This window comes from Photorhabdus bodei (genome assembly GCF_003287735.1).
Classification (GTDB): domain Bacteria; phylum Pseudomonadota; class Gammaproteobacteria; order Enterobacterales; family Enterobacteriaceae; genus Photorhabdus; species Photorhabdus kayaii.
In genome coordinates this window covers 42,383-63,915 of sequence record NZ_NSCM01000023.1, presented here as the reverse complement: position 1 = coordinate 63,915, position 21,533 = coordinate 42,383, and the positions used below count along the sequence as shown (strand labels likewise).

General features: G+C 43.1%; 21 protein-coding genes and 1 pseudogene. 5 read left to right on the top strand and 17 right to left on the bottom strand.

Features of this window, described 5'->3' with window-relative positions; all coding sequences use genetic code 11:
- Positions 1-356: 356 nt before the first annotated feature.
- The 4 genes from hemG to pepQ are packed head-to-tail and all read right to left on the bottom strand — an operon-like array spanning position 357 to position 4,351.
- On the bottom strand, positions 357-893 hold the full coding sequence (gene hemG, locus CKY02_RS13735) for a menaquinone-dependent protoporphyrinogen IX dehydrogenase (RefSeq protein WP_112895713.1): 537 nt from the start codon (positions 891-893) through the stop codon (positions 357-359).
- A gap of 23 nt (positions 894-916) precedes the next feature.
- Positions 917-2,368 carry a Trk system potassium transporter TrkH gene (gene trkH, locus CKY02_RS13730; protein WP_112878806.1) on the bottom strand — a complete coding sequence of 484 codons (1,452 nt, stop codon included), beginning with the start codon at positions 2,366-2,368 and terminating at the stop codon, positions 917-919.
- Between the two features lie 37 nt (positions 2,369-2,405).
- Positions 2,406-3,017: an IMPACT family protein gene (locus CKY02_RS13725; RefSeq protein ID WP_112878805.1), complete on the bottom strand. Its 612-nt coding sequence runs from the start codon at positions 3,015-3,017 to the stop codon at positions 2,406-2,408.
- Positions 3,017-4,351, bottom strand: a complete 1,335-nt coding sequence (gene pepQ / locus CKY02_RS13720; protein ID WP_112895711.1) for a Xaa-Pro dipeptidase — start codon at positions 4,349-4,351, stop codon at positions 3,017-3,019. The genes CKY02_RS13725 and pepQ overlap by 1 nt, the downstream gene beginning before the upstream one ends.
- A 273-nt stretch (positions 4,352-4,624) precedes the next feature.
- Here pepQ and fadB point away from each other — a divergent pair, with 273 nt between their 5' ends.
- Positions 4,625-6,811, top strand: coding sequence for a fatty acid oxidation complex subunit alpha FadB (fadB, locus tag CKY02_RS13715; RefSeq protein WP_112895710.1), 2,187 nt, complete (start codon positions 4,625-4,627; stop codon positions 6,809-6,811).
- 11 nt (positions 6,812-6,822) lie between these two features.
- Complete coding sequence (gene fadA, locus CKY02_RS13710) at positions 6,823-7,989, top strand: acetyl-CoA C-acyltransferase FadA (protein WP_112895709.1); 1,167 nt, start codon at positions 6,823-6,825, stop codon at positions 7,987-7,989.
- An 83-nt stretch (positions 7,990-8,072) separates the two neighbouring features.
- Here fadA and fre read toward each other — a convergent pair whose 3' ends face one another.
- Together fre and ubiD are read right to left on the bottom strand one after the other, a co-directional pair.
- The gene (gene fre / locus CKY02_RS13705; protein WP_112895708.1) at positions 8,073-8,774 is read right to left on the bottom strand and encodes an NAD(P)H-flavin reductase; all 702 of its coding nucleotides are present in this window, start codon (positions 8,772-8,774) and stop codon (positions 8,073-8,075) included.
- Positions 8,775-8,784: 10 nt separating this feature from the next.
- Positions 8,785-10,257, bottom strand: coding sequence for a 4-hydroxy-3-polyprenylbenzoate decarboxylase (gene ubiD / locus CKY02_RS13700; RefSeq protein ID WP_112895707.1), 1,473 nt, complete (start codon positions 10,255-10,257; stop codon positions 8,785-8,787).
- A gap of 504 nt (positions 10,258-10,761) precedes the next feature.
- Between ubiD and rfaH the strand changes: the two genes are divergently transcribed.
- A complete protein-coding gene (gene rfaH, locus CKY02_RS13695; RefSeq protein WP_112895706.1) occupies positions 10,762-11,250 on the top strand; it encodes a transcription/translation regulatory transformer protein RfaH in 489 nt (162 codons plus the stop codon).
- Between the two features lie 49 nt (positions 11,251-11,299).
- Here the strand turns inward: rfaH and hemB are convergent, their stop codons facing one another.
- The 5 genes and pseudogenes from hemB to tatA all read right to left on the bottom strand — a co-directional run bounded on the left by hemB (position 11,300) and on the right by tatA (position 15,211).
- Complete coding sequence (hemB, locus tag CKY02_RS13690) at positions 11,300-12,313, bottom strand: porphobilinogen synthase (protein WP_112895705.1); 1,014 nt, start codon at positions 12,311-12,313, stop codon at positions 11,300-11,302.
- 107 nt (positions 12,314-12,420) lie between these two features.
- Positions 12,421-13,498: pseudogene (locus CKY02_RS13685) on the bottom strand (RNA-guided endonuclease InsQ/TnpB family protein).
- A gap of 201 nt (positions 13,499-13,699) precedes the next feature.
- Entirely contained in the window at positions 13,700-14,482 is a 783-nt protein-coding gene (tatC, locus tag CKY02_RS13680) for a Sec-independent protein translocase subunit TatC (protein WP_011148498.1), read from the bottom strand.
- Between the two features lie 21 nt (positions 14,483-14,503).
- Positions 14,504-14,947, bottom strand: coding sequence for a Sec-independent protein translocase protein TatB (gene tatB / locus CKY02_RS13675; protein ID WP_112895704.1), 444 nt, complete (start codon positions 14,945-14,947; stop codon positions 14,504-14,506).
- Positions 14,948-14,950: 3 nt separating this feature from the next.
- A complete protein-coding gene (gene tatA, locus CKY02_RS13670) occupies positions 14,951-15,211 on the bottom strand; it encodes a Sec-independent protein translocase subunit TatA (protein WP_011148500.1) in 261 nt (86 codons plus the stop codon).
- Here tatA and CKY02_RS24690 point away from each other — a divergent pair.
- Positions 15,195-15,368 (top strand): hypothetical protein, encoded by a 174-nt coding sequence (locus CKY02_RS24690; RefSeq protein WP_167405311.1) that lies wholly within the window; start codon positions 15,195-15,197, stop codon positions 15,366-15,368. The genes tatA and CKY02_RS24690 overlap by 17 nt on opposite strands.
- A 66-nt stretch (positions 15,369-15,434) precedes the next feature.
- On the opposite strand, the gene ubiB is transcribed toward CKY02_RS24690, so the two are convergent.
- The 5 genes from ubiB to CKY02_RS13645 form a co-directional block, all read right to left on the bottom strand.
- Complete coding sequence (gene ubiB / locus CKY02_RS13665) at positions 15,435-17,075, bottom strand: ubiquinone biosynthesis regulatory protein kinase UbiB (protein WP_112895703.1); 1,641 nt, start codon at positions 17,073-17,075, stop codon at positions 15,435-15,437.
- Positions 17,062-17,712 (bottom strand): ubiquinone biosynthesis protein UbiJ, encoded by a 651-nt coding sequence (ubiJ, locus tag CKY02_RS13660; protein ID WP_112895702.1) that lies wholly within the window; start codon positions 17,710-17,712, stop codon positions 17,062-17,064. Before ubiJ ends, ubiB begins: the two co-directional genes overlap by 14 nt.
- A gap of 1 nt (position 17,713) precedes the next feature.
- A complete protein-coding gene (gene ubiE / locus CKY02_RS13655; RefSeq protein ID WP_112895701.1) occupies positions 17,714-18,469 on the bottom strand; it encodes a bifunctional demethylmenaquinone methyltransferase/2-methoxy-6-polyprenyl-1,4-benzoquinol methylase UbiE in 756 nt (251 codons plus the stop codon).
- Positions 18,470-18,541: 72 nt separating this feature from the next.
- The gene (gene rmuC, locus CKY02_RS13650) at positions 18,542-19,837 is read right to left on the bottom strand and encodes a DNA recombination protein RmuC (protein ID WP_420800737.1); all 1,296 of its coding nucleotides are present in this window, start codon (positions 19,835-19,837) and stop codon (positions 18,542-18,544) included.
- A gap of 165 nt (positions 19,838-20,002) precedes the next feature.
- A complete protein-coding gene (locus CKY02_RS13645; protein WP_420800736.1) occupies positions 20,003-20,539 on the bottom strand; it encodes a DedA family protein in 537 nt (178 codons plus the stop codon).
- An 86-nt stretch (positions 20,540-20,625) separates the two neighbouring features.
- Between CKY02_RS13645 and CKY02_RS26315 the strand changes: the two genes are divergently transcribed.
- Positions 20,626-20,748 (top strand): hypothetical protein, encoded by a 123-nt coding sequence (locus CKY02_RS26315; protein ID WP_274382183.1) that lies wholly within the window; start codon positions 20,626-20,628, stop codon positions 20,746-20,748.
- On the opposite strand, the gene CKY02_RS13640 is transcribed toward CKY02_RS26315, so the two are convergent.
- Positions 20,733-21,515, bottom strand: coding sequence for a tyrosine-protein phosphatase (locus CKY02_RS13640; protein WP_112895699.1), 783 nt, complete (start codon positions 21,513-21,515; stop codon positions 20,733-20,735). The two genes, CKY02_RS26315 and CKY02_RS13640, sit on opposite strands and share 16 nt — an antisense overlap.
- Positions 21,516-21,533: the final 18 nt, after the last annotated feature.

Sequence of the window (21,533 nt, the reverse complement as noted above, 5' to 3'; positions counted from 1 at the left end):
TACTAAATTAATTCGTAATGAATTAACTGTTGTTCACTCTTCAAGACTTTAAAACGTATTTTTTTGTGATACGGTCTTGTGAGTGCCCACACAGATTGTCTGATTAATTGTTAAAGAGCAGGCTGAATTAAAAAATGATATTCTCATTCAGCCGGGCTGCGTATACTACGCTTTTCGCCCGCAGAGTCAAGCGCTTGTTAGCTTTTTCTCTGCCCGACCACACAATGTTTATCAGCGTTGTGTCGGTCAGTGGTGGCGCATTATAGGGCGTTCTTTAGCGCTGGCAAGCGTTTATTTGAAAAAAACTTTTATTCGCGCATTTTTTCAACAAAACACTGATAAAAAGAACAAATCAGTCATTTTTCACTCACTATTTTAAGGAAATCATCGGTAAAATGATCAACTTGCTGCCAGTCGGTATATTCAACTTCTTTAGTTGTATCAGTTTCCCCACCGGTCATTTTCATAATTATTTTAACCATTACCCGATCCAACCAATGATAACGGGGATAAAGTAATGCACCAGCAAAAACACCACACAAATCTGGCTTCCACGGGGTATTAAATAGAAACTTACGAACATACACATTAGTTTCTGGTGTACGTTTCTCTGGCTTCCTTGCTGTCAAATTTACGCCAAAAAATGCGGTTGGCATTTTATTAAGTTGTTGTTGATGACAGATTGCAAACTTTTTCAGTGCCGAATTGAAATGACCATACCTGATCGAAGCTCCAATCATAATCTTGTCATAAGATTCCAAATTGATCGTTTTTACTGTTGCTAAATCTCTGAGCTCGCATACCCCCCCTGATCTGCGTAGATTTTCAGCAATGCGGGTAATGATTTTCTTAGTCTGTCCATCCCGACTGGAATAAAGTAATAAACAATTCATAGCCATATCCCTCTCCCAATAGACTATTCACGCCAGAAGGTTGGTGTAAATAAAACTAATAAAGTGAATACTTCCAAGCGACCAAACAACATCGTTATAACTAATATCCATTTGGCTGCCGGATTCATTGCAGTGAAGTTATCCGCAACAACACCCAACCCTGGCCCTAGATTATTTAGTGTAGCGGCTATTGCAGAAAACGCAGAAAGTTCATCTACACCAGTTGCGATAAGTAATAATAAACTAATGATAAATACCAAAGCATAAGCAGAGAAGAATCCCCAAACAGCTTCAATAATTCTTTCAGGTAATGCTCTTCGCCCTAACTTGAGGGTATAAACCGCATTTGGATGAACCAATCTCTTCAATTCACGGGAACCTTGCAGGAATAGCAGTAAGATACGAATCACCTTCAGTCCTCCTCCCGTCGAACCTGCACAACCCCCAATAAAAGCGGAACACAACAGCAGTATTGGCAAAAATGATGGCCAACGAGCAAAACTATCTGTGCTGAACCCTGCTGTTGTCGCCATTGAAACAACCTGGAAAAAAGCTTGGTTTAGTGTCTCTATCCCCGACTTATAAATAGCGTGATGCCATAAGATCAGAGTGCAAATAATAACAAGCACTAATTGAATGGAGATAAACATACGGAATTCAGGGTCCCGCCAATATACTGTCAGGCTACGTCCCGTTAATACCGCGAAGTGCAAACCAAAGTTACAACCAGAAATCAGTAGAAAAATCGCAATAATGGTATTTATCGCGGGGCTATTGAAATAACCAATACTCGCGTCATGTGTAGAAAATCCACCAATTGCGATAGTTGAAAAACTGTGAGAAATGGCATCAAAAACTGACATACCCGCAGCCCATAACGCTAAAGAGCAGGCGATTGTCAGTAACACATAAATCAACCATAAAGTTTTTGCCGTTTCAGCAATTCGCGGGCGCATTTTATTATCTTTCAAGGGGCCAGGCATTTCAGCCCGATAGAGCTGCATTCCCCCAACCCCAAGTAGAGGCAATATTGCAACAGCCAGCACTATAATCCCCATACCACCTAACCATTGCAGCATCTGCCGGTAGAAAAGAATCGCTTTAGGCAAGGAATCAAGCCCAATCAGTGTCGTAGCACCCGTTGTTGTTAAACCGGAAAAAGATTCAAAAAATGCATCTGTAATAGAAAGATTTGGCTGTTCAGAAAAAATGAAAGGTAAAGCCCCAACACTACCAAGTACTGTCCAAAACAAAGCAACGATAAGAAACCCTTCCCGGGGCTTTAATTCATGTTTTTGCTCCCGATTTGGTATCCAAAGCATCAAACCGATAATTAAGGCAAAAATAAATGTCTGACTAAATGCACGCCCAGCGCCATCACGATAGATAAGTGCTACCAACCCTGGAATTATCATGGTGACAGAGAAAAGAATGACAAGCAGCCCAACAATACGGGTTATGGCACGAAAATGCATTTAGCTGGTTCCTTAGAAATCCAGTTACAGAGAATATTTACAGATCAGGTGTTAAATACAGTACACCGCGACTTAGATCACGTAATTTATCACCGACTTCCCCCACTAAGGTAGCTGGAAGTGAAATTCGCAAAGTAACATTCTCTGCATACTCACTGGAAATAATTTGCCCTGATGATTTCTGTAATAACTGTTCAATCATAGAGATATGGGCATATTCACACTGCAAGGAACAGAGTTTCTGTGGAACCTTATTTTTTGTCTCCAGCAATTTCAGCGCCTGTTGGGCACCACTTCCATATGCCCTTACCAACCCACCGGTACCTAATTTTATTCCACCAAAATAGCGAACAACAACCGCGGTTATTTCACCAATATTATTTCCCATAAGTTGGGACAGTATCGGCCTACCTGCGGTTCCTGAAGGTTCCCCATCATCTGAAAAACCCAACTGTTGTGAATCATCCGGTGCACCAGCAACAAATGCCCAGCAGTGATGGCGGGCATCAGGGTACTGAGCTTTGATTTTCTGGATAAACGCTTTAGCCTCATCCACCCCGTCAGTATGCTCCAGCAAGGTAATAAAGCGACTTTTTTTAATCTCTTCAGTAAAACTCACTGAAGCTGCGGGTATCAAATAAGGCTTCATTATGGCAATTGAAGATCCCGAGTCATGTTTTCCACTTTATTTTCATGGATCACAATATTGTCTTCAATACGAATACCACCGAAAGGTTTAAGCGTCCCAATTTTATTCCAGTCAAAATGTTTGCTGAACTCACTTTCACGCCAAGATGCAAGCAGCGATTCGATGAAATAAAGGCCTGGCTCGATAGTCAGCACCATGCGAGGTTCTAGAATACGGGTACAACGCAGATAAGGATACATATCCGGAGCGGCTAAATGTGTACCTGTATCATCCTGCATAAACCCTGCCACATCATGGACCTGTAATCCAAGAGGGTGACCAATGCCATGTGGAAAGAATGGCGTTGTCAGCCCTTTTTCAACCATGACTTCTTCACTGACATCTTTCACGATACCATATTTTTTCAACAACTTAGCAATCCGATGATGCATCTGAATATGATATTCGGTATAGCGAGTTCCTGCTTTAATTGTACTAATTAACGCTTTTTGTTCAGCATCCATATCTTTAATTAGAGAAGCAAATTCATTATTACTTTTTGCTGAATAAGTGCGGGTGATATCTGCTGCATAGCCATTATATTCAGCACCGGCATCAATCAGAAAACTACGAATATCCGAAGGTGCATTGTGCTGCAATGCAGTGTAATGCAAAACAGCCGCATTCTCATTCATAGCAATAATATTGTTATAAGGCACATCTGTATCACGATGACCTGTTGCCATAAGATAAGAGATATTAATATCAAATTCACTCATCCCAGCCTGAAATGCTTCATAAGCTGCCAAGTGCCCGACAATAGCCGTTTTTTGTGCTTCACGCATACAGACTAGTTCATAATCTGTTTTGTATGAACGATGGAAATGCAAATAATCAAGAACAGACTTTGGATTAATATTGCGTTCAGAGAAACCAATCTCTTTTGCTCTTTGCGGTGAACAACCGATGTAAGCAACATTCTGTTTCACATAAGTGCTTAACGCTGAATTGATATCTCCAGCATTTGCCAGATGAATCATTTCAACTTCTTTAGTCCAGTAGCTAGTCGGCAGCGGTTCTACGCTGTGCCAATAATCTACCGGCGAGTAAAACCATAATTTAGGTTTATTAATACCATCTACCCACAACCAGCAATTAGGCACTTTAGTTACTGGTACCCAAGCTTTGAAGTGAGCGTTAACTTTGAAAGGGTAATCTCTATCATCAAGAAAAATACGCTGTAACTCACCAGAGTGAATAAGCAAAGCATCAAATTGATTACGGGCCAATGCTTCACAGGTACGTTGCTGTAATGTAGAGATATGTTCGTGGTACAGAGATGCCAACTTTTCCATTTCAATTGACCTTTTTTATTTTATGACTAAACCATTAGCTTATCACAGCCGTTGATATTTGCAGGTATCACCCAAAAATCCTCTCAATTTATCGACCCCCACTAACACCTTATTTATCAAGATATAAAAACAATTATTGCCAATGAGATACAAATCTCACTTGTGATCACCCTTGCAAAAAACTAATCACTCATTTGCATTTACTTAACATAATAACCACAATCAAACCCATCTGGTCATACCAGATGGTATGCGCTCATTTAGGAGAACGACATGCTCTATCAAAGTGAAACAATTCAAGTAAGCTGGCTGAAAGATGGCATTGCTGAACTGGTTTTCAATGCCCCAGCCGCGATTAATAAACTAGATACCAAAACCGTTGCATCTCTCGATAAGGCTGTTGCTAGCCTGGAGCAACAAACTGGATTGAAAGGCGTTTTATTACGTTCTGAAAAAGCCGCATTTATTGTTGGTGCAGATATTACTGAATTCCTCTCTTTATTCGATTCACCTGTAGAAAAACTGCAAGAATGGCTTAACTTTTCAAATAGCATTTTTAACCGGATAGAAGATTTACCCGTACCAACCATTTCAGCAATAAACGGTTATGCTCTTGGTGGTGGTTGTGAATGTGTTCTGTCTACAGATTTCCGTGTGGCCTCCCCGGATATACGCATTGGGCTGCCAGAAACCAAACTTGGTATTATGCCTGGTTTTGGTGGCTCAGTTCGCCTTCCACGCCTGATCGGGACTGATAATGCACTGGATATCATTGCCGCAGGTAAAGACATTGGTGCAGAAGAAGCATTGAAAAACGGTTTGATTGATGCTGTTGTTCCCAAAGAAAAACTGGTTGATTCCGCAGTATCAATGCTGGAACAAGCAATTGCAGGGAACCTTAACTGGAAAGCCGCACGCCAGCCAAAATTAGAGCCTTTGAAACTCAATGAAATTGAACGAGGCATGAGTTTTAGTGTGGCAAAAGGTATGGTGATGAAAATCGCCGGCCCTCATTATCCAGCTCCTATCACCGCAGTTAAATCCATAGAAAAAGCCGCTACATTTGGTCGCGATGAAGCATTGAAACAGGAAACCGCCAGCTTCATTCCTTTAGCACAGACAAATGTTGCCCGTGCCTTAGTGGGTATTTTTCTTAATGACCAGTACGTAAAAGGACTGGCAAAAAAACATCTGAAAGAAGTCACAACACCTGAATATGCCGCAGTTCTTGGTGCTGGAATTATGGGTGGTGGTATAGCCTATCAATCTGCCCGCAAAGGGATTCCTGTCATGATGAAAGATATCAGCCAGCAAGCCCTTGAATTAGGTATGAATGAAGCCGCGAAACTTCTAAACAAGCAGTTTGAACGTGGCCGTCTAGATGCTATAAAAATGGCGAGAACCCTCTCTTCTATTCAACCTACCTTAAATTATGCCGGTATCGAACAGGCTCAAATCGTGGTTGAAGCTGTAGTAGAGAATCCTAAAATCAAAGCGGCTGTACTATCAGAAACTGAAACTCTGGTTAATGAAGATTGTGTCCTAGCTTCCAACACATCAACAATTCCAATTTCAGAATTAGCTAATTCCCTAAAACGCCCGGAAAATTTCTGTGGTATGCATTTCTTCAACCCGGTACACCGCATGCCGTTGGTTGAAGTAATTCGCGGTGAAAAAACTTCTGAAAAGACAATTTCAACCGTAGTCGCCTATGCCAGCAAAATGGGTAAAACCCCGATCGTCGTTAACGACTGTCCAGGGTTCTTTGTAAACCGGGTACTGCTTCCTTATCTCCTTGGCTTCGGTCTGCTATTGCGTGATGGTGGTGATTTCCGCCAAATAGACAAAATCATGGAGAAAGAATTTGGTTGGCCAATGGGTCCTGCTTATCTCATTGATGTTATTGGTCTTGACACTGCACATCATGCTCAATCAGTCATGGCCCAAGGGTTCCCAGATCGTATGCAGCGTGATTATAAAGATGCCATTGATGTTTTATATGACAATCAACGTTACGGGCAGAAAAACGGCCTTGGTTTCTACAAGTACACTCAAGATAAGAAAGGTAAGCCTAAAAAAGAGCAGGACGAGCAAACAGACCAACTGCTGGCAACTATCTGCCAACAGAAGAGTAATTTCTCCGGTGAAGAGATCATTGCTCGTACTATGATCCCGATGATCAACGAAGTTGTCCGTTGTCTGGAAGAAGGTGTCATTGCCAGCCCGGCAGAAGCCGATATGGCTCTGGTTTATGGCCTTGGTTTCCCTCCATTCCACGGTGGTGTTTTCCGTTATCTGGAAACAATGGGAACAGCGGCTTACGTAAAAATGGCTGAAAATTATGCTCACCTCGGTGCTCTTTATCAGGTACCACCTGGTCTGAAAGCCAAAGCTGAACGTAATGAAAGTTACTACTCTACAGCAGCAACGATTGCTGTCAGCACCGGAAAAACAGCGTGAGGTCTGGAAACATGGAAAATGTAGTCATTATTGATGGCATCCGCACCCCAATGGGGCGCTCAAAAGGTGGTGCATTCCGTCAGGTCCGGGCTGAAGATCTCTCCGCTCACCTGATGAAAGAGCTATTTAAACGTAATCCGGCAATACAGCAACACGAAATCGATGACATCTACTGGGGCTGTGTACAGCAAACTCTAGAGCAAGGTTTCAACATTGCCCGTAATGCAGCTTTACTGGCGGATATCCCTCACTCTGTACCAGCCGTGACTGTTAACCGGCTGTGCGGTTCATCAATGCAAGCGCTGCATGATGGCGCTCGTATGATCATGACCGGAGAAGCTAATGTCACACTGATTGGTGGTGTAGAGCACATGGGTCACGTTCCAATGACACATGGCGTGGATTTCCATCCTAAAATGAGTCTGAGTGTTGCCAAAGCCGCAGGAGTCATGGGCTTAACCGCTGAAATGTTGGCAAAGATTCACCATATCAGCCGTGAAATGCAAGATGAATTTGCACTCCGTTCACACCAACGAGCAACACAAGCAACGCAATCAGGTGCATTCTCCAATGAGATATCACCAGTTTATGGTCACGATGCCGATGGCATATTGAAACGGTTTGATTACGATGAGGTAATCCGTTCAGATGCTAATCTGAAAGATCTAGCCGCCCTGCGTCCTGTATTCGATCCAGTAACAGGTTCAGTCACAGCAGGCAGCTCTTCTGCTTTATCCGATGGTGCGTCTGCAATGTTGATAACCAGTGAAAGTTATGCCAAGAACCTGGGGCTGAAACCTCGTGCCCGTATCCGTTCTATGGCAGCTGTTGGTTGCGATCCTTCCATTATGGGATATGGCCCGGTCCCTGCTACACAAATGGCGCTCAAAAAAGCAGGTTTAGTACTAGGTGATATTGGCGTGATTGAACTAAACGAAGCATTTGCCGCTCAATCACTTGCCTGCCTGAAAGGCCTGAATTTGTTGGACAGTATGGATGACAAAGTTAACCTGAATGGTGGCGCAATTGCTCTCGGTCACCCACTAGGCTGCTCAGGTGCTCGCATCACAACAACATTGTTGAACTTAATGGAACGCCGCGATGTTCAGTTTGGCTTGGCAACCATGTGTATCGGTTTAGGCCAAGGTATCGCCACCATTATAGAAAGAATGGATTAAGAACTTATCTGTAAGAATTATTATAACTGAGTCGTTGTTGCCGTAATTCCCGCCTGTCAGGGGCGGGTTTTTTTATTATTATTTTAAATGAATTCGAAAGCATCACCATACATGTTGTCAGTAGAAGCATCACGCTCACCACAAAAGCGCTCGCGAGCAATTTTTGCCATTTCAAATCGCCCTGCAATGTAGATATCATAATTGGCCAAACTACCAAAATCCTCTAGTACCGCTTTAAGCACTGTTCCTGTACGTCCACACCAACCATTCTCTGACTGTTCAACAACCGGAACAACCTTCAAATTAGGGTAGCGCTCTGTAAGTAACTGTAATTCAGCAAGATCATATAAATGTTGTGATTCTCTGCCCCCCCAATACATAGAGATCTGGCGTTCAGGTTGTTCTTCCAACGCTGTCAGCAATATAGAACGGGTATAAGAAAACCCCGTACCGCCTGCAATTAATAATAGCGGATTAGTGCTGCTTTGACGAAACCAGGCTTTACCATGAGGGATATCAATATCGATCACTTTCTGATCCAGAATTCTATCCATCACAGCCATTGCATACAAATTCAGTTCAGAAGCACCAATATGTAATTCAATAAACTCCTTTTCTGAAGGCGTTGATGCCATTGAAAATGGACGTTTATCTCTCTCACCCATTACCACCATCAGATACTGACCGGCGCGGAATGAGAACGGAGAATCGGGAAGTAACCGTACCCGATAAACCGTATCAGTAATAGCCTCTACAGAGGTTACTTTGCAGCTCAGTGTTGTCATGCGTTCCCTCTTATGGTCCTAAAATATCTAATTCATCCCAGATTTTGTCGACGCGGGTACGCACTTCTTCACTCATCACAATAGGACGTCCCCATTCCCTCTGCGTCTCTCCCGGCCATTTGTTCGTTGCATCCATTCCCATTTTCGAACCCAATCCTGAAACGGGTGATGCAAAATCGAGATAATCTATCGGAGTATTCTCCATTAATACTGTATCTCTTGCCGGATCCATCCTCGTAGTGATTGCCCAAATGACATCGTTCCAGTCTCTGGCATTGATATCATCATCACAAACGATAACAAACTTTGTATACATAAATTGCCGTAGATATGACCAAACCCCCATCATGACTCGCTTGGCATGACCCGGATATTGTTTCTTCATAGTCACGACGGCAAGACGATAGGAACAACCTTCAGGAGGCAGATAAAAATCGACAATTTCAGGAAACTGTTTTTGTAAAATCGGTACCAGCACCTCATTCAATGCAACCCCCAACACAGCAGGTTCATCCGGCGGGCGGCCAGTATAAGTCGAGTGATAAATAGCATCATGGCGCTGAGTAATATGTGTCACAGTGAACACCGGGAACATATCGATTTCATTATAATAGCCCGTATGGTCACCATATGGCCCTTCTGGGGCTAACTCGCCAGGCTCAATATACCCCTCCAATACGATCTCAGCACTTGCTGGTACCTCCAAGTTATTTGAAAGACATTTCACAACTTCTGTTTTATATCCTCTTAATAACCCGGCAAATGCATATTCCGATAATGTATCAGGAACTGGCGTCACAGCCCCCAATATTGTCGCTGGATCAGCCCCCAAGGCAACAGCCACCGGGAAACGTTCTCCTGGATGTACCTGACACCATTCCTGAAAATCAAGCGCACCACCACGATGGGATAACCAGCGCATAATGAGTTTATTTTTACCCAAGACTTGCTGACGATAGATACCAAGATTTTGCCGCTCTTTATTCGGGCCACGAGTGACTGTCAGCCCCCAAGTAATCAACGGCGCAGCATCCTCTGGCCAACAGTGCATAATCGGAATACGGGTTAAATCTACATCGTCACCAACCGAAACATGTTCCTGACAAGGCGCAGTATTAAGCCGTTTAGTTGGCATATTAAGGACTTGCTTAAATTTCGGTAGCTTATCCAGTAAATCACGAAAACCTTTCGGAGGATCGGGTTCTTTCAAAAAAGCTAGCAGCTTACCCACATCATGCAAAGCTTTAACATCTTTCTGCCCCATTCCCATAGCAACACGTTCAGCAGTACCGAACAAATTACACAATACAGGCATCGAATAACCTTTGGGATTTTCAAACAACAAGGCAGGCCCACCAGCGCGAAGGGTACGATCTGCAATCTCAGTCATCTCCAAATAAGGATCAACTTCAAAACTGATGCGTTTCAACTCACCTTTATGCTCCAATAAGGTTAGAAAATCTCTTAAGTCACGGTATTTCATACTATTCATTTATGCCGGTTTTTAAGGGGGAAAACATTATAAGCCATCCCACTCAGCTTTTTTGTGTTTTTTTCAGAAGACTACAAAGTAAACCAATAAGTTACTAAAAAGCAATGAGGTTAATTCAACCTTGCGACCTTAAAGACAAATACAACGAAATGGAGGCTAATGAGTTAATATTTGAGCATTAAATTACCCAGTAAGATGTTCAACCACGGATTTCCCATATGACTACTCAATGACTATCAAATTTTGCAATTACTCAACAGAAACACTGATATTTTTCTTTTATTAATATTTACTGAACAAATAACAACCAACTTTATATTAATTACTTTATCTGTTACTTACCAAAATATTACTCATCGCTTTTTTACTGAAAAACATAGGACTCACTCATAACAATAAATATGCATTATTAAACAATTATCACTAAGATAATACCTGTAATGCCCTTTTCTATTTTGCTATGCTTAATAGTCATTGGATTAAGGTTAAATAAAGATGGAAAACTGGTACCTCATTTACTGTAAACGTGGGCAAATTTCACGAGCAATAGAAAATCTGGAACGACAGGATGTTGCTTGCCTGACTCCTACCGCGAGAATTGAAAAAATAACCCGTGGTAAACGTACTGTGAATATAGAACCACTTTTTCCTAATTATCTGTTTGTTCAGTTTGACCCTGAAATTATTCATACTACAACTATCAATTCAACACGCGGTGTTAGCCACTTTGTCCGTTTTGGCGTGCACCCTGCTATCGTACCGGAAACACTGATTAAAGAGATCGTATCAGTAACTGAGCAAGAATATGTATCACCAGATACACCTGTGGCTGGCGATACCGTATTAATCACCGAAGGTATTTTTGAAGGATTGCAAGCTATCTACAATGAGCCAGATGGAGAAACCCGTTCTATTCTGTTACTTAATATTCTGAATAAACAATTACCTAAAGCACTTGATAATAAGCAGTTTGTGAAAATTTAACCAGACAAAAAACGGACAGAATTTACATTCGCCCGTTTTTAATCAAATATTAACGCTTCTGTTCATATAACTGTTGAGCAACCTGTTTCGCAAAATAGGTCAGTACACCATCCGCTCCTGCGCGCTTGAAGCATAACAGAGACTCCACAATTACCTGTTCTTGTAACCAACCATTCTGAATAGCAGCCATGTGCATGGCATATTCGCCAGATACTTGATAAGCAAAGGTTGGTACACCAAATGTCTCTTTTACCCTGCGAATAACATCCAGGTAGGGCATACCTGGTTTTACCATTACAGTGTCAGCGCCTTCCTGCAAATCCTGTGCAATCTCCTGCAATGCTTCATCACTATTCGCAGGGTCCATCTGATAGGTTTTTTTATTGCCCCCTTTCAAATTACGATTTGAACCGATTGCATCACGGAATGGGCCATAATAACTAGAAGCATACTTAGCGGAGTAAGCCATAATTTGAGTATTTACATGTCCTTCCGTTTCAAACAGTTCACGGATTGCACCAATACGCCCATCCATCATGTCGCTCGGTGCCACAATCTCAGCACCAGCTTCTGCATGTGACAATGCCTGTTTGACCAAGATCTCTTTGGTGACATCATTCATTACATAACCATCTTGGTCGATGATCCCATCCTGACCATGTGTAGTGAATGGATCTAATGCTACATCAGTTAGCAACCCTAGTTCAGGAACAGCATTTTTCAACGCACGAACCGTACGCTGAATCAACCCATCAGGGTTATAAGCTTCTTCCGCATCCAGAGATTTTTTATCTGCTTCAATAACGGGGAACAGAGACAATACAGGAATCCCCAGTCGGGCAATCTCTTCAGCTTCTTTCAGCAAAAGATCCATCGTCAGGCGATACACCCCTGGCATAGAAGGCACTTCTTGACGACGATTAATGCCCTCCATCACAAATACAGGATAGATTAAATCATTAACAGTTAATTGGTTTTCAGCAACCAGACGGCGGGAAAAATCATGACAGCGCAACCGGCGCATACGTCGACCAGGGAAAGTTCCTGGAAATGCATAGCTCATATAGCTCTCCTAACTCAAACCCAGCGCACTCGCACTGGGTTAATTAATATGCTATCGCTTCGTGGTGACTGCTCCCCGCCGTAAAAAACCGCGAGGCTTCCCACTTCTCAGGCCGCCACCGTCTTTATGACGGATTTACGCTGGCCTCCGTGGGCAGAAACGACGAGTCCCGCCGCCTGTAATTCCAGTATGCCCTTGCGCTGGATGTTGAGCGCCGCATTGATATCGCGGTCATGTTCAACACCACAGCAAGGGCATTGCCAGATCCGCTTACTCTGCGGCTTTGTATTCCAGTTTCTTGATGAAGCTATTCCAGCCCGCATCCCCGATAGCGCGAGCAATGTGGTGATTTTTCATCATGTTGGCCGATTTCAGTGTCTCCACAATTACCGCTTGGTTTTCGTCAACAATTGAACGAGAGAGTTTATGTTGAAAATCAGCACGGACATTGGCTACCCGCTCATGGACTGCCGCCAGACGTAATCGGGCCTTACCGCGGTTAGCGCTGACCTGTTGTTTGCGGGACAGCGATTTCTGCTTTCGACGCAGGTTACGGGTGGCGTTAATAAGGTGACGCGGGTTATTGACCTTCTCCCCGGTCGACTCGATAAGATAGTGGGACAAACCCATATCGCAACCGGTCACGCGGATGATAACACTCGGCTTTTCCGGCGCATCTTTGCCATCGTCACACAGGATAGCGGCGAAATATTTTCCCGTGGCGGTGCGAGAGAGCGTAATGCTCTTCACTTCCCCTGTAATTTCTCGGTGTATGCGTGCTTCTATCGGTGACAATTTCGGGATCTTCACCGCGCCCTCCAGCACTTTCACCCCAACACAGTGATAGCTGGATTGCTTGCCCTGTTTGCGTTTGAACGAGGGAAATTGGGCGCGCAGCTTCGGGTTGAAGAAATTATCAAACGCGGTATGCAGATTAATCACTGCCTGCTGTAATGCAATGGAGTCATATGCCCTGAGCCAAGCATACTTGCGGGATTGCTTCGCGACCGCCAGGAGCGGTTTGAGGTCTTTGCGCGGATTTAAACTTACACCATGACGTTTGTAAGCCTGCTTTTTGATGTGCAGCGCCTTGTTGTACGCAAAACGGACCGCACCGGACTGGCCGTTAAGATACCCGGCCTGTTCAGGTGTGGGGTAAATGCGGACTTTGGTCGCTCTTAACATATTCAGCGCTCATTGAAAAAGTGCATTCATTTTAGCCTGTTTTACAGACAGACATCAATTCAGTCAGGATACGTCGCAGTAGCCAGACCTAAAACCCTTTGGGCTTTTCGCCTGATATCCCCGCCCGCACTGGGCAAGGGTTTACGGCGTTTTTTGCTAATTATCTTAGCACTACAGAACAACATGTTAAGATTACTATTATCACTTTTCCGTATTCACTTCTGGCGCTTCTTGCTCATCTTCCTCTGAACGATCCCCCAATTTCCGCTGTCCGGTATAAAAACGGGAGAGCAAAATCCCCAGTTCAAACAGCAGATACATAGGAATAGCCAGCAAGGTTTGCGAGAAAACATCCGGCGGCGTTAACAACATGCCAACAACAAAGGCTCCGACCAAAATATACGGACGCTTTTTCTTTAAGGATTCCGGTGTAACTACCCCACTCCAACATAATAAAATAATGGCAACGGGTACTTCAAAAGAGACACCAAAGGCCATAAACAGTGCCATGACAAAGCTTAAGTAGTTACTGATATCCGTTGCAATCAGCACCCCTTCAGGCGCCGTTTTAGCAAAGAATCCAAAAGCTATCGGAAATACAACAAAATAAGCAAACGCCATCCCCAAATAAAATAACAGGCTACTGGAAACAAGCAAAGGGATCATCAAGCGGCGTTCATGCTTATATAACGCAGGTGCAATAAATGCCCATACTTGATAGAGAACCATTGGTGCAGATACGAATATTGACACCATAATGGTCAGTTTTATTGGCGTAAAAAAGGGAGAAGCAACATCTGTCGCTATCATACTGGCACCTTGAGGCAACTGCTTAATCAAAGGTGCAGAAATCATCTGATAGATGTCGTTAGAAAAATAAACCAATGCTAAAAAAACCACTAATACAGTAAGTAAACTGTTTAGAATTCGCTTACGCAGTTCAATAAGGTGACTGATAAGTGGTTGAGTATCATCAACAGCCATGTTTTAGTGTTCACCATTAACTTAATTAGAAGTTTTTTTCTTTGTTGCAGAAACCGCTTGATCATCCACTAGAGCAGAAGGTCCAGATGAAGCCACAACCTGAGACGCTGCCGGCTTTTGTGCCACCTCATTTATTTCCGATGCGTTCATACTCCCCGCATCAGGTTCATTTTGGTATGCTTTTTTCAAAGACTCAGCAGCTTCTTTTAGCTCATCCATCGAAGCTTTTAGTTCCGGGGATAAATTGTGCAACCCCGCTTCTTCTTGAACTTTTTTCAGGCTTTCTTGGAGCTCCTGCAATTTCAGCTCTTGGGCCAACTCATTTTGGACGTTAGCAGCTAAAGAGCGCAGTGCCCTGATCCAACCAGCAACCGTTTTTACTGCCACCGGTAGCCGTTCTGGCCCCAAAACCACCAAGCCAATGACCATAACCAGCAGCAACTCACCAAAACCAATGTCAAACACGGTTTATACCTGCTCTTTGTTTTTGCTCTCAGATGTTTCAGATTGAGCTACAGATTGTTTTTCAGTAATGTTTTTAGTCTCAAAATCGGCATCACTACTGGTTTTTTGAGCCTGTTGAGGCTGATTATCATCCCCTATCGCCTTTTTAAAACCTTTAATAGATGCCCCAAGATCAGAACCTAAAGTACGGAGTTTATTCGTGCCGAACAACAGCACCACAATGACCGCAATAATGAGTAACTGCCAAATGCTTATACCACCCATTCTGATTCACCTCTATTTAACAGGGATTATTTTAATAGCTCATTATATACCCGTTATCTTTCAAGTTGCCTCTTTGTTGGCTGCGCTCGCTCACCCCGGTCACATAGTTACCTATGCTCCCGGGGATTCACTCCCTTGCCGTCTCGATGCATCTTGAAATCCATAGGGTATACATACGACGAACTATAACCAACCTTCAAAAAAACCTGACCCAAGACAAATTTTACTCAACTTTATTCAGACGACACCAGCCAAACAACCATGAAACGGTACCCGCGCCTATAAACAACCAAGGAATATTTGCTAAGCCAGATAACAAAAACAAGCTGCCACAGAGAAATAATGTCGCACCAACACCAAGCAAATACTGCGACTGCCGCTGTTTTATCTGTTGCCCTTTCAAATGACTTGATAGCTTCTCAAGGCTCACCTGCAAATGTTTATGCTGCTGAAGACTGTCATACACTAATTCAGGTAGTTCTGGCAACTTTTCTGCCCAATAAGGCGCCTTTTCTTTCAACGCTCGGATAACTGCCGGCAATCCAACCTGGCTATGTAACCACTCCTCCAGAAACGGTTTTGCTGTTTTCCACAAATCAAGCTGTGGATAGAGCTGCCGCCCTAATCCTTCTACATACAAAAGCGTCTTCTGTAGAAGAACTAACTGAGGCTGCACTGCCATATTAAAACGACGTGCAGTATTAAATAGATTCAGAAGTACATGACCAAATGAAATTTCAGCAAGTGGCTTCTCAAATATTGGCTCACAAACCGTACGGATTGCAAATTCAAAATCTTCAACATTGGTATCACTAGGAACCCAGCCTGAATCCACATGAAGCTCAGCAACTTTCCGGTAATCACGATTGAAGAAAGCAATAAAATTCTCAGCCAGATAACGTTTATCATCTTTATTAAGAGAACCAACAATACCGTAATCAATACCAATATAAAACGGATCTTCAGGATGTTCATAGCTGACAAAAATATTTCCCGGATGCATATCGGCATGGAAGAAGCTATCGCGAAAAACCTGTGTAAAAAAAACCTGTACGCCCCGTTCAGCCAGCAATTTCATATTGGTATTCTGCGCTTCCAATGCTTCAATATCAGAAACAGGGATACCATAAACCCGTTCCATTACCAAAACATTTTCACGGCAATAATCAGAATAAATTTCCGGTACATAAAGCGTTGAACTATTTTCGAAATTACGGCGGAGTTGAATTGCATTAGCCGCTTCACGCAGCAAATTCAGTTCATCAATTAACGTCTTCTCGTATTCCCGCACAACTTCACGAGGACGTAGACGACGTCCATCGGGTAGTAACATTGGTACCCAATTAGCCAGACGGTACATTAACCGGATATCCGCTTTGATAATCGGCAGAATATCAGGGCGGATGACTTTGATAACAATTTCCTGTCCATTCTCTTTTAACCGAGCAGTATGGACCTGAGCAATTGAAGCAGAGGCCAGAGCAATAGGTTCAAAATCATCAAACCAGGTTTCCAATGCCCCTCCTAAAGCGGTTTCAACATATTGACGCGCCAGAGCACCATCAAAAGAGGTAACTCGGTCTTGCAACAACGCCAGTTGATCCGCTATTGCTGGAGGAAACAGATCACGCCGCGTTGAAAGCATCTGTCCAAATTTAATCCAAACAGGTCCTAATTCCTGTAAGGCAAGCCGTAGTCTCTCCCCAAGTGATTTATCTTTATGTCTATTTGGGATCCAGAACAACAAATAACGACCAAAACGAAGAGGCCAAGTTAGGCGAATCCGAGGAATTAGCTCATCTAATCCGTAAGAAAGAAAAACCCGTATGATCAAATAAAGGCGCCTTAATTCACCTGGAGTCATATTTTCCCTCTAATACTGCCAATCGTTGTTCTATTTGCTCGATATCTTTGGCCAACATGCTAACTTCTTCACTGAAATAAGCCACTTCAAGCTGATTTGGGGCCAGTTTCCATTCTTCCGTTAACGCTTCCGCCAGATAATTTTTCTGGCATTCCATTGAGCCGGAAACACACTGAAATCCCTTTTTAAGGACTTGATTAATACTTTCGGCAGCGATATCCCCGAAATAAGGAGAAAGATAATGGGCCAAATCCCATTCAACCATATCTAACAAAGCAGACCATTGCTGAACAACCTGCATATCCCCTTCAATAACCATTTCACCGCTATTGAGCAACTTGGAAATTTGTTGGCGATCCCGTAGTTTAAGCAAAGCAGAAAAGTGAGTTTTAACAGTGCAATCGGCAGATTCGCCCCATTGGCTTAATACGTCCACCTGTTTTTCACTGAACACCAACGTGAGTGGTGTATTCATTTCTTTTAATTCTATCGACAAAACTTTGTCCACCAGCCGCATACGAGCTGGCCTTAACACGGGTTCACGGTACAACAGGTAATTCAACGATGTTTCCATCACTGCGGTTAAAACCGGCGTAAGTGTGGAATTAATAACTGTACTCAGTGATGGTCTTTCCATCTCAGAATTTAAAACCTCTGTGTAGTGCAACAATGCCGCCAGTCATATTGGTATAAGTCACCTGTTCAAAGCCAGCCTCTTCCATCATCGTTTTAAGCGCATCCTGATCAGGATGCATACGGATGGATTCCGCCAGATAACGATAACTGTCAGCATCCTGCACAAAAACCTGACCAATCTTTGGCAGCACATGGAAAGAATAAGCATCATACGCTTTGCTTAACGGAGCGAACAAAGGCTTAGAAAATTCAAGTACCAATAAACGCCCACCCGGCTTCAACACCCGAAACATAGAACGCAGGGCTTTTTCTTTTTCAGTAACATTGCGCAAACCAAAAGAGATAGTGATGCAATTAAAATAGTTATCAGGGAAAGGCAACGCTTCCGCATTAGCCTGCACATAGCTGACATTACCAACAATACCAACATCACGTAATTTCTCACGCCCAACCTTCAACATAGATTCATTGATATCAGCAAGAACAACTTCGCCTTTTTCACCAACTATACGAGAAAATTTGGCGGTCAGATCTCCGGTACCACCGGCTAAATCAAGTATCCTCTGACCTCTGCGCACCCCACTGGCATCAATAGCCACACGTTTCCAGATACGATGGATACCAAACGACATTAAATCATTCATTAAATCGTATTTCGCTGCAACAGAATGAAACACTTCGGCCACCATGCCTGCTTTTTCATCCTTTGCTACAGTACGGAAACCAAAATGCGTGGTTTGTTTCGTTTGGTCTACCATGTTATTTGCCCATTTTTTATTCAAAGCGTTATAAAAGTGTATCAGCCTTTCAGATAAAACCCTATCCTGGTATTAATCATTAGCGCAGAATGGTTGGCTGGCTTTATCAACCAATTCAGGATCAATCGGACGTTTCACCTCAACACCTAAATTACGAAAACTCTCCGCCTGACTTATCAGGTTGCCACGTCCCTCAGTCAACTTTTTCATTGCCAGTCGATAATTAAGTTGAGCCTTATCCAGACTTTGCCCCAAACCTTGCATGTCATCGACAAACAAACGCATTTTATCGTACATACGGGCAGCCTTATCGGCGATTAAACGCGCATTCTGGCTTTGATACTCATAGCGCCACAAGTTATTAATCGTACGCACAGCAACCAACAATGTTGATGGACTAACTAGCATAATATTGTATTTAAGTGCTTCATCAAGCAGCTCAGGTGCCTTGTTCAGCGCAATCAGATAAGCGGGTTCAACCGGAATAAACATCAATACATAGTCCAACGATTTCAGCCCAGGCAACTGCTGGTAATCTTTGCGGCTCAAACCACGAATATGACCTTTAATCGAGTCGATATGCTCTTGAAGGGCTAACTCCTGCTGATGTCGATCACCACTGTTAAAATAACGCTCATAAGCGACCAGTGACATTTTGGCATCAATCACCACATCTCTCCCTTGCGGCAAATGAACAATAACATCGGGTTGGAAACGGCGGTTACCCTCCACCTTGATATTCACCTGAGTACAAAACTCATGCCCTTCTCGTAAACCAGAAGCTTCCAAAATACGGGATAATACAACTTCTCCCCAATCTCCCTGAATTTTATTATTACCTTTAAGGGCATTTGTCAGATTGATAGCTTCCTGAGCCATCTGGACATTGAGTTGCTGTAAGTTACGGATTTCATGTGCAAGAGTATGCCGTTCACGGGCTTCCTGACCAAAACTCTCCTGTACTTGCCGATGAAGGCCATCAAGCTGTTCACGAAATGGCGCTAAAAGCGTATTGAGACTTTGCCGATTTTGTTCATCAGTACGGCGACCCGTTTGTTCAAAAATACGGTTAGCCAAATTCTCAAATTGCGTGTTCAAACGTAGTTCACTGTTGATCAGCAACCGCTGTTTCTCTTCAGCCGCAAGGCGACTCTCTTCCAGACGTGTCGTCACTTCCCGCAGTTCAGATTCTTGCACGCTATTGATTTCTCTCTGAGCCCGCAATTCTTGGTTCAATTGTTCGCATTCAACCCGCCAATAAGCGGATTGTTCAATTTTCTCATTAGCAACGGCAAGCTGGCTGTCCAATTTCCGTAATTCCAGCTCTTGCTGCTGAATACGTTGATGAATGGAGAACCAAACGAGAATACCACCCCCCAAAAGACCGCCAAGTGTCCCTATCAACGTATATAACAACTGGATACCCACCGGTACTTCCTCTATCTAATGCCTAGACCAGATAAACTAAATTACCACTGTATAGATGTCCAGAATGATTTATACAGATGGTTCAGTCTGCGAAGCCGCTCCCAATTAACTCACCCATTTCACTAACCATTGCAAACCAAATGCTCCTGGCGCTAATACGCCAAAAGACCAGATAAGCGCGGAACAGATATTCGCTATCTGGAAATAACGCAATGGCATGGTACAAATACCCGCGACTAATGGCACAATTGCACGGAATGGCCCAAAAAACCGACCAAGGAAAATGCTCCAAATACCCCAGCGCTCAAAAAAATTATGCGCTCGTGTCAGCAGTTGTGGTTTACGGGAAATCGGCCAGATTTTACCAACATCACCTTTAAAATGCGCACCGGCGATATAGGATACCCAATCGCCCAAAAAGGCCCCTACCGCGGCGGCCAACCAAATTGACCAGAAATTAAGGCCACTTTCACCTATTAATGCACCTAACCCAAGCAATATGATTGTTGCAGGTAATAACAATGAGAAAAAAGCCAGAGATTCACCAAAAGCAAGTAAGAAAACAATCGGCATGATCCAGGTATCGTGTGCTTTAACAAAAGCGATTACCAACTCAACTATTTCATGAAGACTCAAATTCATATTCCTATATTGATTAATATACCCTATGGATTTCAAGATGCATCGCGACGGCAAGGGAGTGAATCCCCGGGAGCATAGCGAACTATGTGACTGGGGTGAGCGAGTGCTGCCAACAAAGAGGCAACTTGAAAGATAACGGGTATACCACATTCAATTTAACCATCGCTGCATTAACCAGAATTAAACCAACTTTTTATTCAAGGAAATAACCTTGTAATTTCTTACGAGCAGCAAAATCAAGGCCAAGATCTTTCTCCAGCCATATATCTACACTGCCATAATGCTGGTTAATACTGTTTAATGCCGTCATTAAAAACTCTTCTCTCACGGAATAAACATAAGCGAATTTATCAACCACATCGTCACTCATAGTTTTCGCATGCTCATTTAACAAATATTCACGATAAGGAGCCAGAGTGCAATTAGTCACTAAATAATCTTCCATTACCGTATCCAAATCAGCCCCCAATGCAAATAATACCAGCGCAGAACCTACACCGGTTCTGTCTTTACCTACCGCACAATGCTGGACTATCCCACCTTTTTCCGGTTGTTGCAGTAATTTAACTAATGTCTTGTAGGCTGAGTTTTTTAGAGGCAGTAATTCATAAAGACGGAACATAAATGCCTGAGGATTAAATTGTTCCAACATCTCTGACGCCAATTTTTCCAGATTTGCATTCACTTCATCAGATAAGGGATTGGCCGGAGCATGATGATAATTAGCGCCATTCCATACCAAATCGGGTTTATCCGCTATTTCACTGGTATCACGATAATCTATGATTTGAAAGAGATTTTTATTTGCCAGGAAAGATTGGTCTTGTTCTGTTAAGCGATCCAAAGAACCAGAACGGAAAAGCAAGCCTGATTTGATTTTTCCACCACTCGCGACTTTTTTACCGCCTAAATCACGAAAATTAATCCCTCCATTGAGGGGAAGCACTGAGGGATGCAATAAAGATGTTGTGATCATGATGATTTTTAATCAGTT

Excerpts from the sequence above, each read along its gene's own strand:
- fre (WP_112895708.1), bottom strand. The coding sequence starts at position 8,774 with ATGACAACACTGAGCTGCAAAGTAACCTCTGTAGAGGCTATTACTGAT.
- tatC (WP_011148498.1), bottom strand. The coding sequence starts at position 14,482 with ATGGCTGTTGATGATACTCAACCACTTATCAGTCACCTTATTGAACTG.
- tatA (WP_011148500.1), bottom strand. The coding sequence starts at position 15,211 with ATGGGTGGTATAAGCATTTGGCAGTTACTCATTATTGCGGTCATTGTG.
- hemG (WP_112895713.1), bottom strand. The coding sequence starts at position 893 with ATGAATTGTTTATTACTTTATTCCAGTCGGGATGGACAGACTAAGAAA.
- rfaH (WP_112895706.1), top strand. The coding sequence starts at position 10,762 with ATGGAAAACTGGTACCTCATTTACTGTAAACGTGGGCAAATTTCACGA.
- hemB (WP_112895705.1), bottom strand. The coding sequence starts at position 12,313 with ATGAGCTATGCATTTCCAGGAACTTTCCCTGGTCGACGTATGCGCCGG.
- trkH (WP_112878806.1), bottom strand. The coding sequence starts at position 2,368 with ATGCATTTTCGTGCCATAACCCGTATTGTTGGGCTGCTTGTCATTCTT.
- CKY02_RS13640 (WP_112895699.1), bottom strand. The coding sequence starts at position 21,515 with ATGATCACAACATCTTTATTGCATCCCTCAGTGCTTCCCCTCAATGGA.
- fadB (WP_112895710.1), top strand. The coding sequence starts at position 4,625 with ATGCTCTATCAAAGTGAAACAATTCAAGTAAGCTGGCTGAAAGATGGC.
- ubiD (WP_112895707.1), bottom strand. The coding sequence starts at position 10,257 with ATGAAATACCGTGACTTAAGAGATTTTCTAACCTTATTGGAGCATAAA.
- CKY02_RS13645 (WP_420800736.1), bottom strand. The coding sequence starts at position 20,539 with ATGAATTTGAGTCTTCATGAAATAGTTGAGTTGGTAATCGCTTTTGTT.
- CKY02_RS13725 (WP_112878805.1), bottom strand. The coding sequence starts at position 3,017 with ATGAAGCCTTATTTGATACCCGCAGCTTCAGTGAGTTTTACTGAAGAG.
- ubiJ (WP_112895702.1), bottom strand. The coding sequence starts at position 17,712 with ATGGAAAGACCATCACTGAGTACAGTTATTAATTCCACACTTACGCCG.
- ubiB (WP_112895703.1), bottom strand. The coding sequence starts at position 17,075 with ATGACTCCAGGTGAATTAAGGCGCCTTTATTTGATCATACGGGTTTTT.
- ubiE (WP_112895701.1), bottom strand. The coding sequence starts at position 18,469 with ATGGTAGACCAAACGAAACAAACCACGCATTTTGGTTTCCGTACTGTA.
- CKY02_RS24690 (WP_167405311.1), top strand. The coding sequence starts at position 15,195 with ATGCTTATACCACCCATTCTGATTCACCTCTATTTAACAGGGATTATT.
- fadA (WP_112895709.1), top strand. The coding sequence starts at position 6,823 with ATGGAAAATGTAGTCATTATTGATGGCATCCGCACCCCAATGGGGCGC.
- pepQ (WP_112895711.1), bottom strand. The coding sequence starts at position 4,351 with ATGGAAAAGTTGGCATCTCTGTACCACGAACATATCTCTACATTACAG.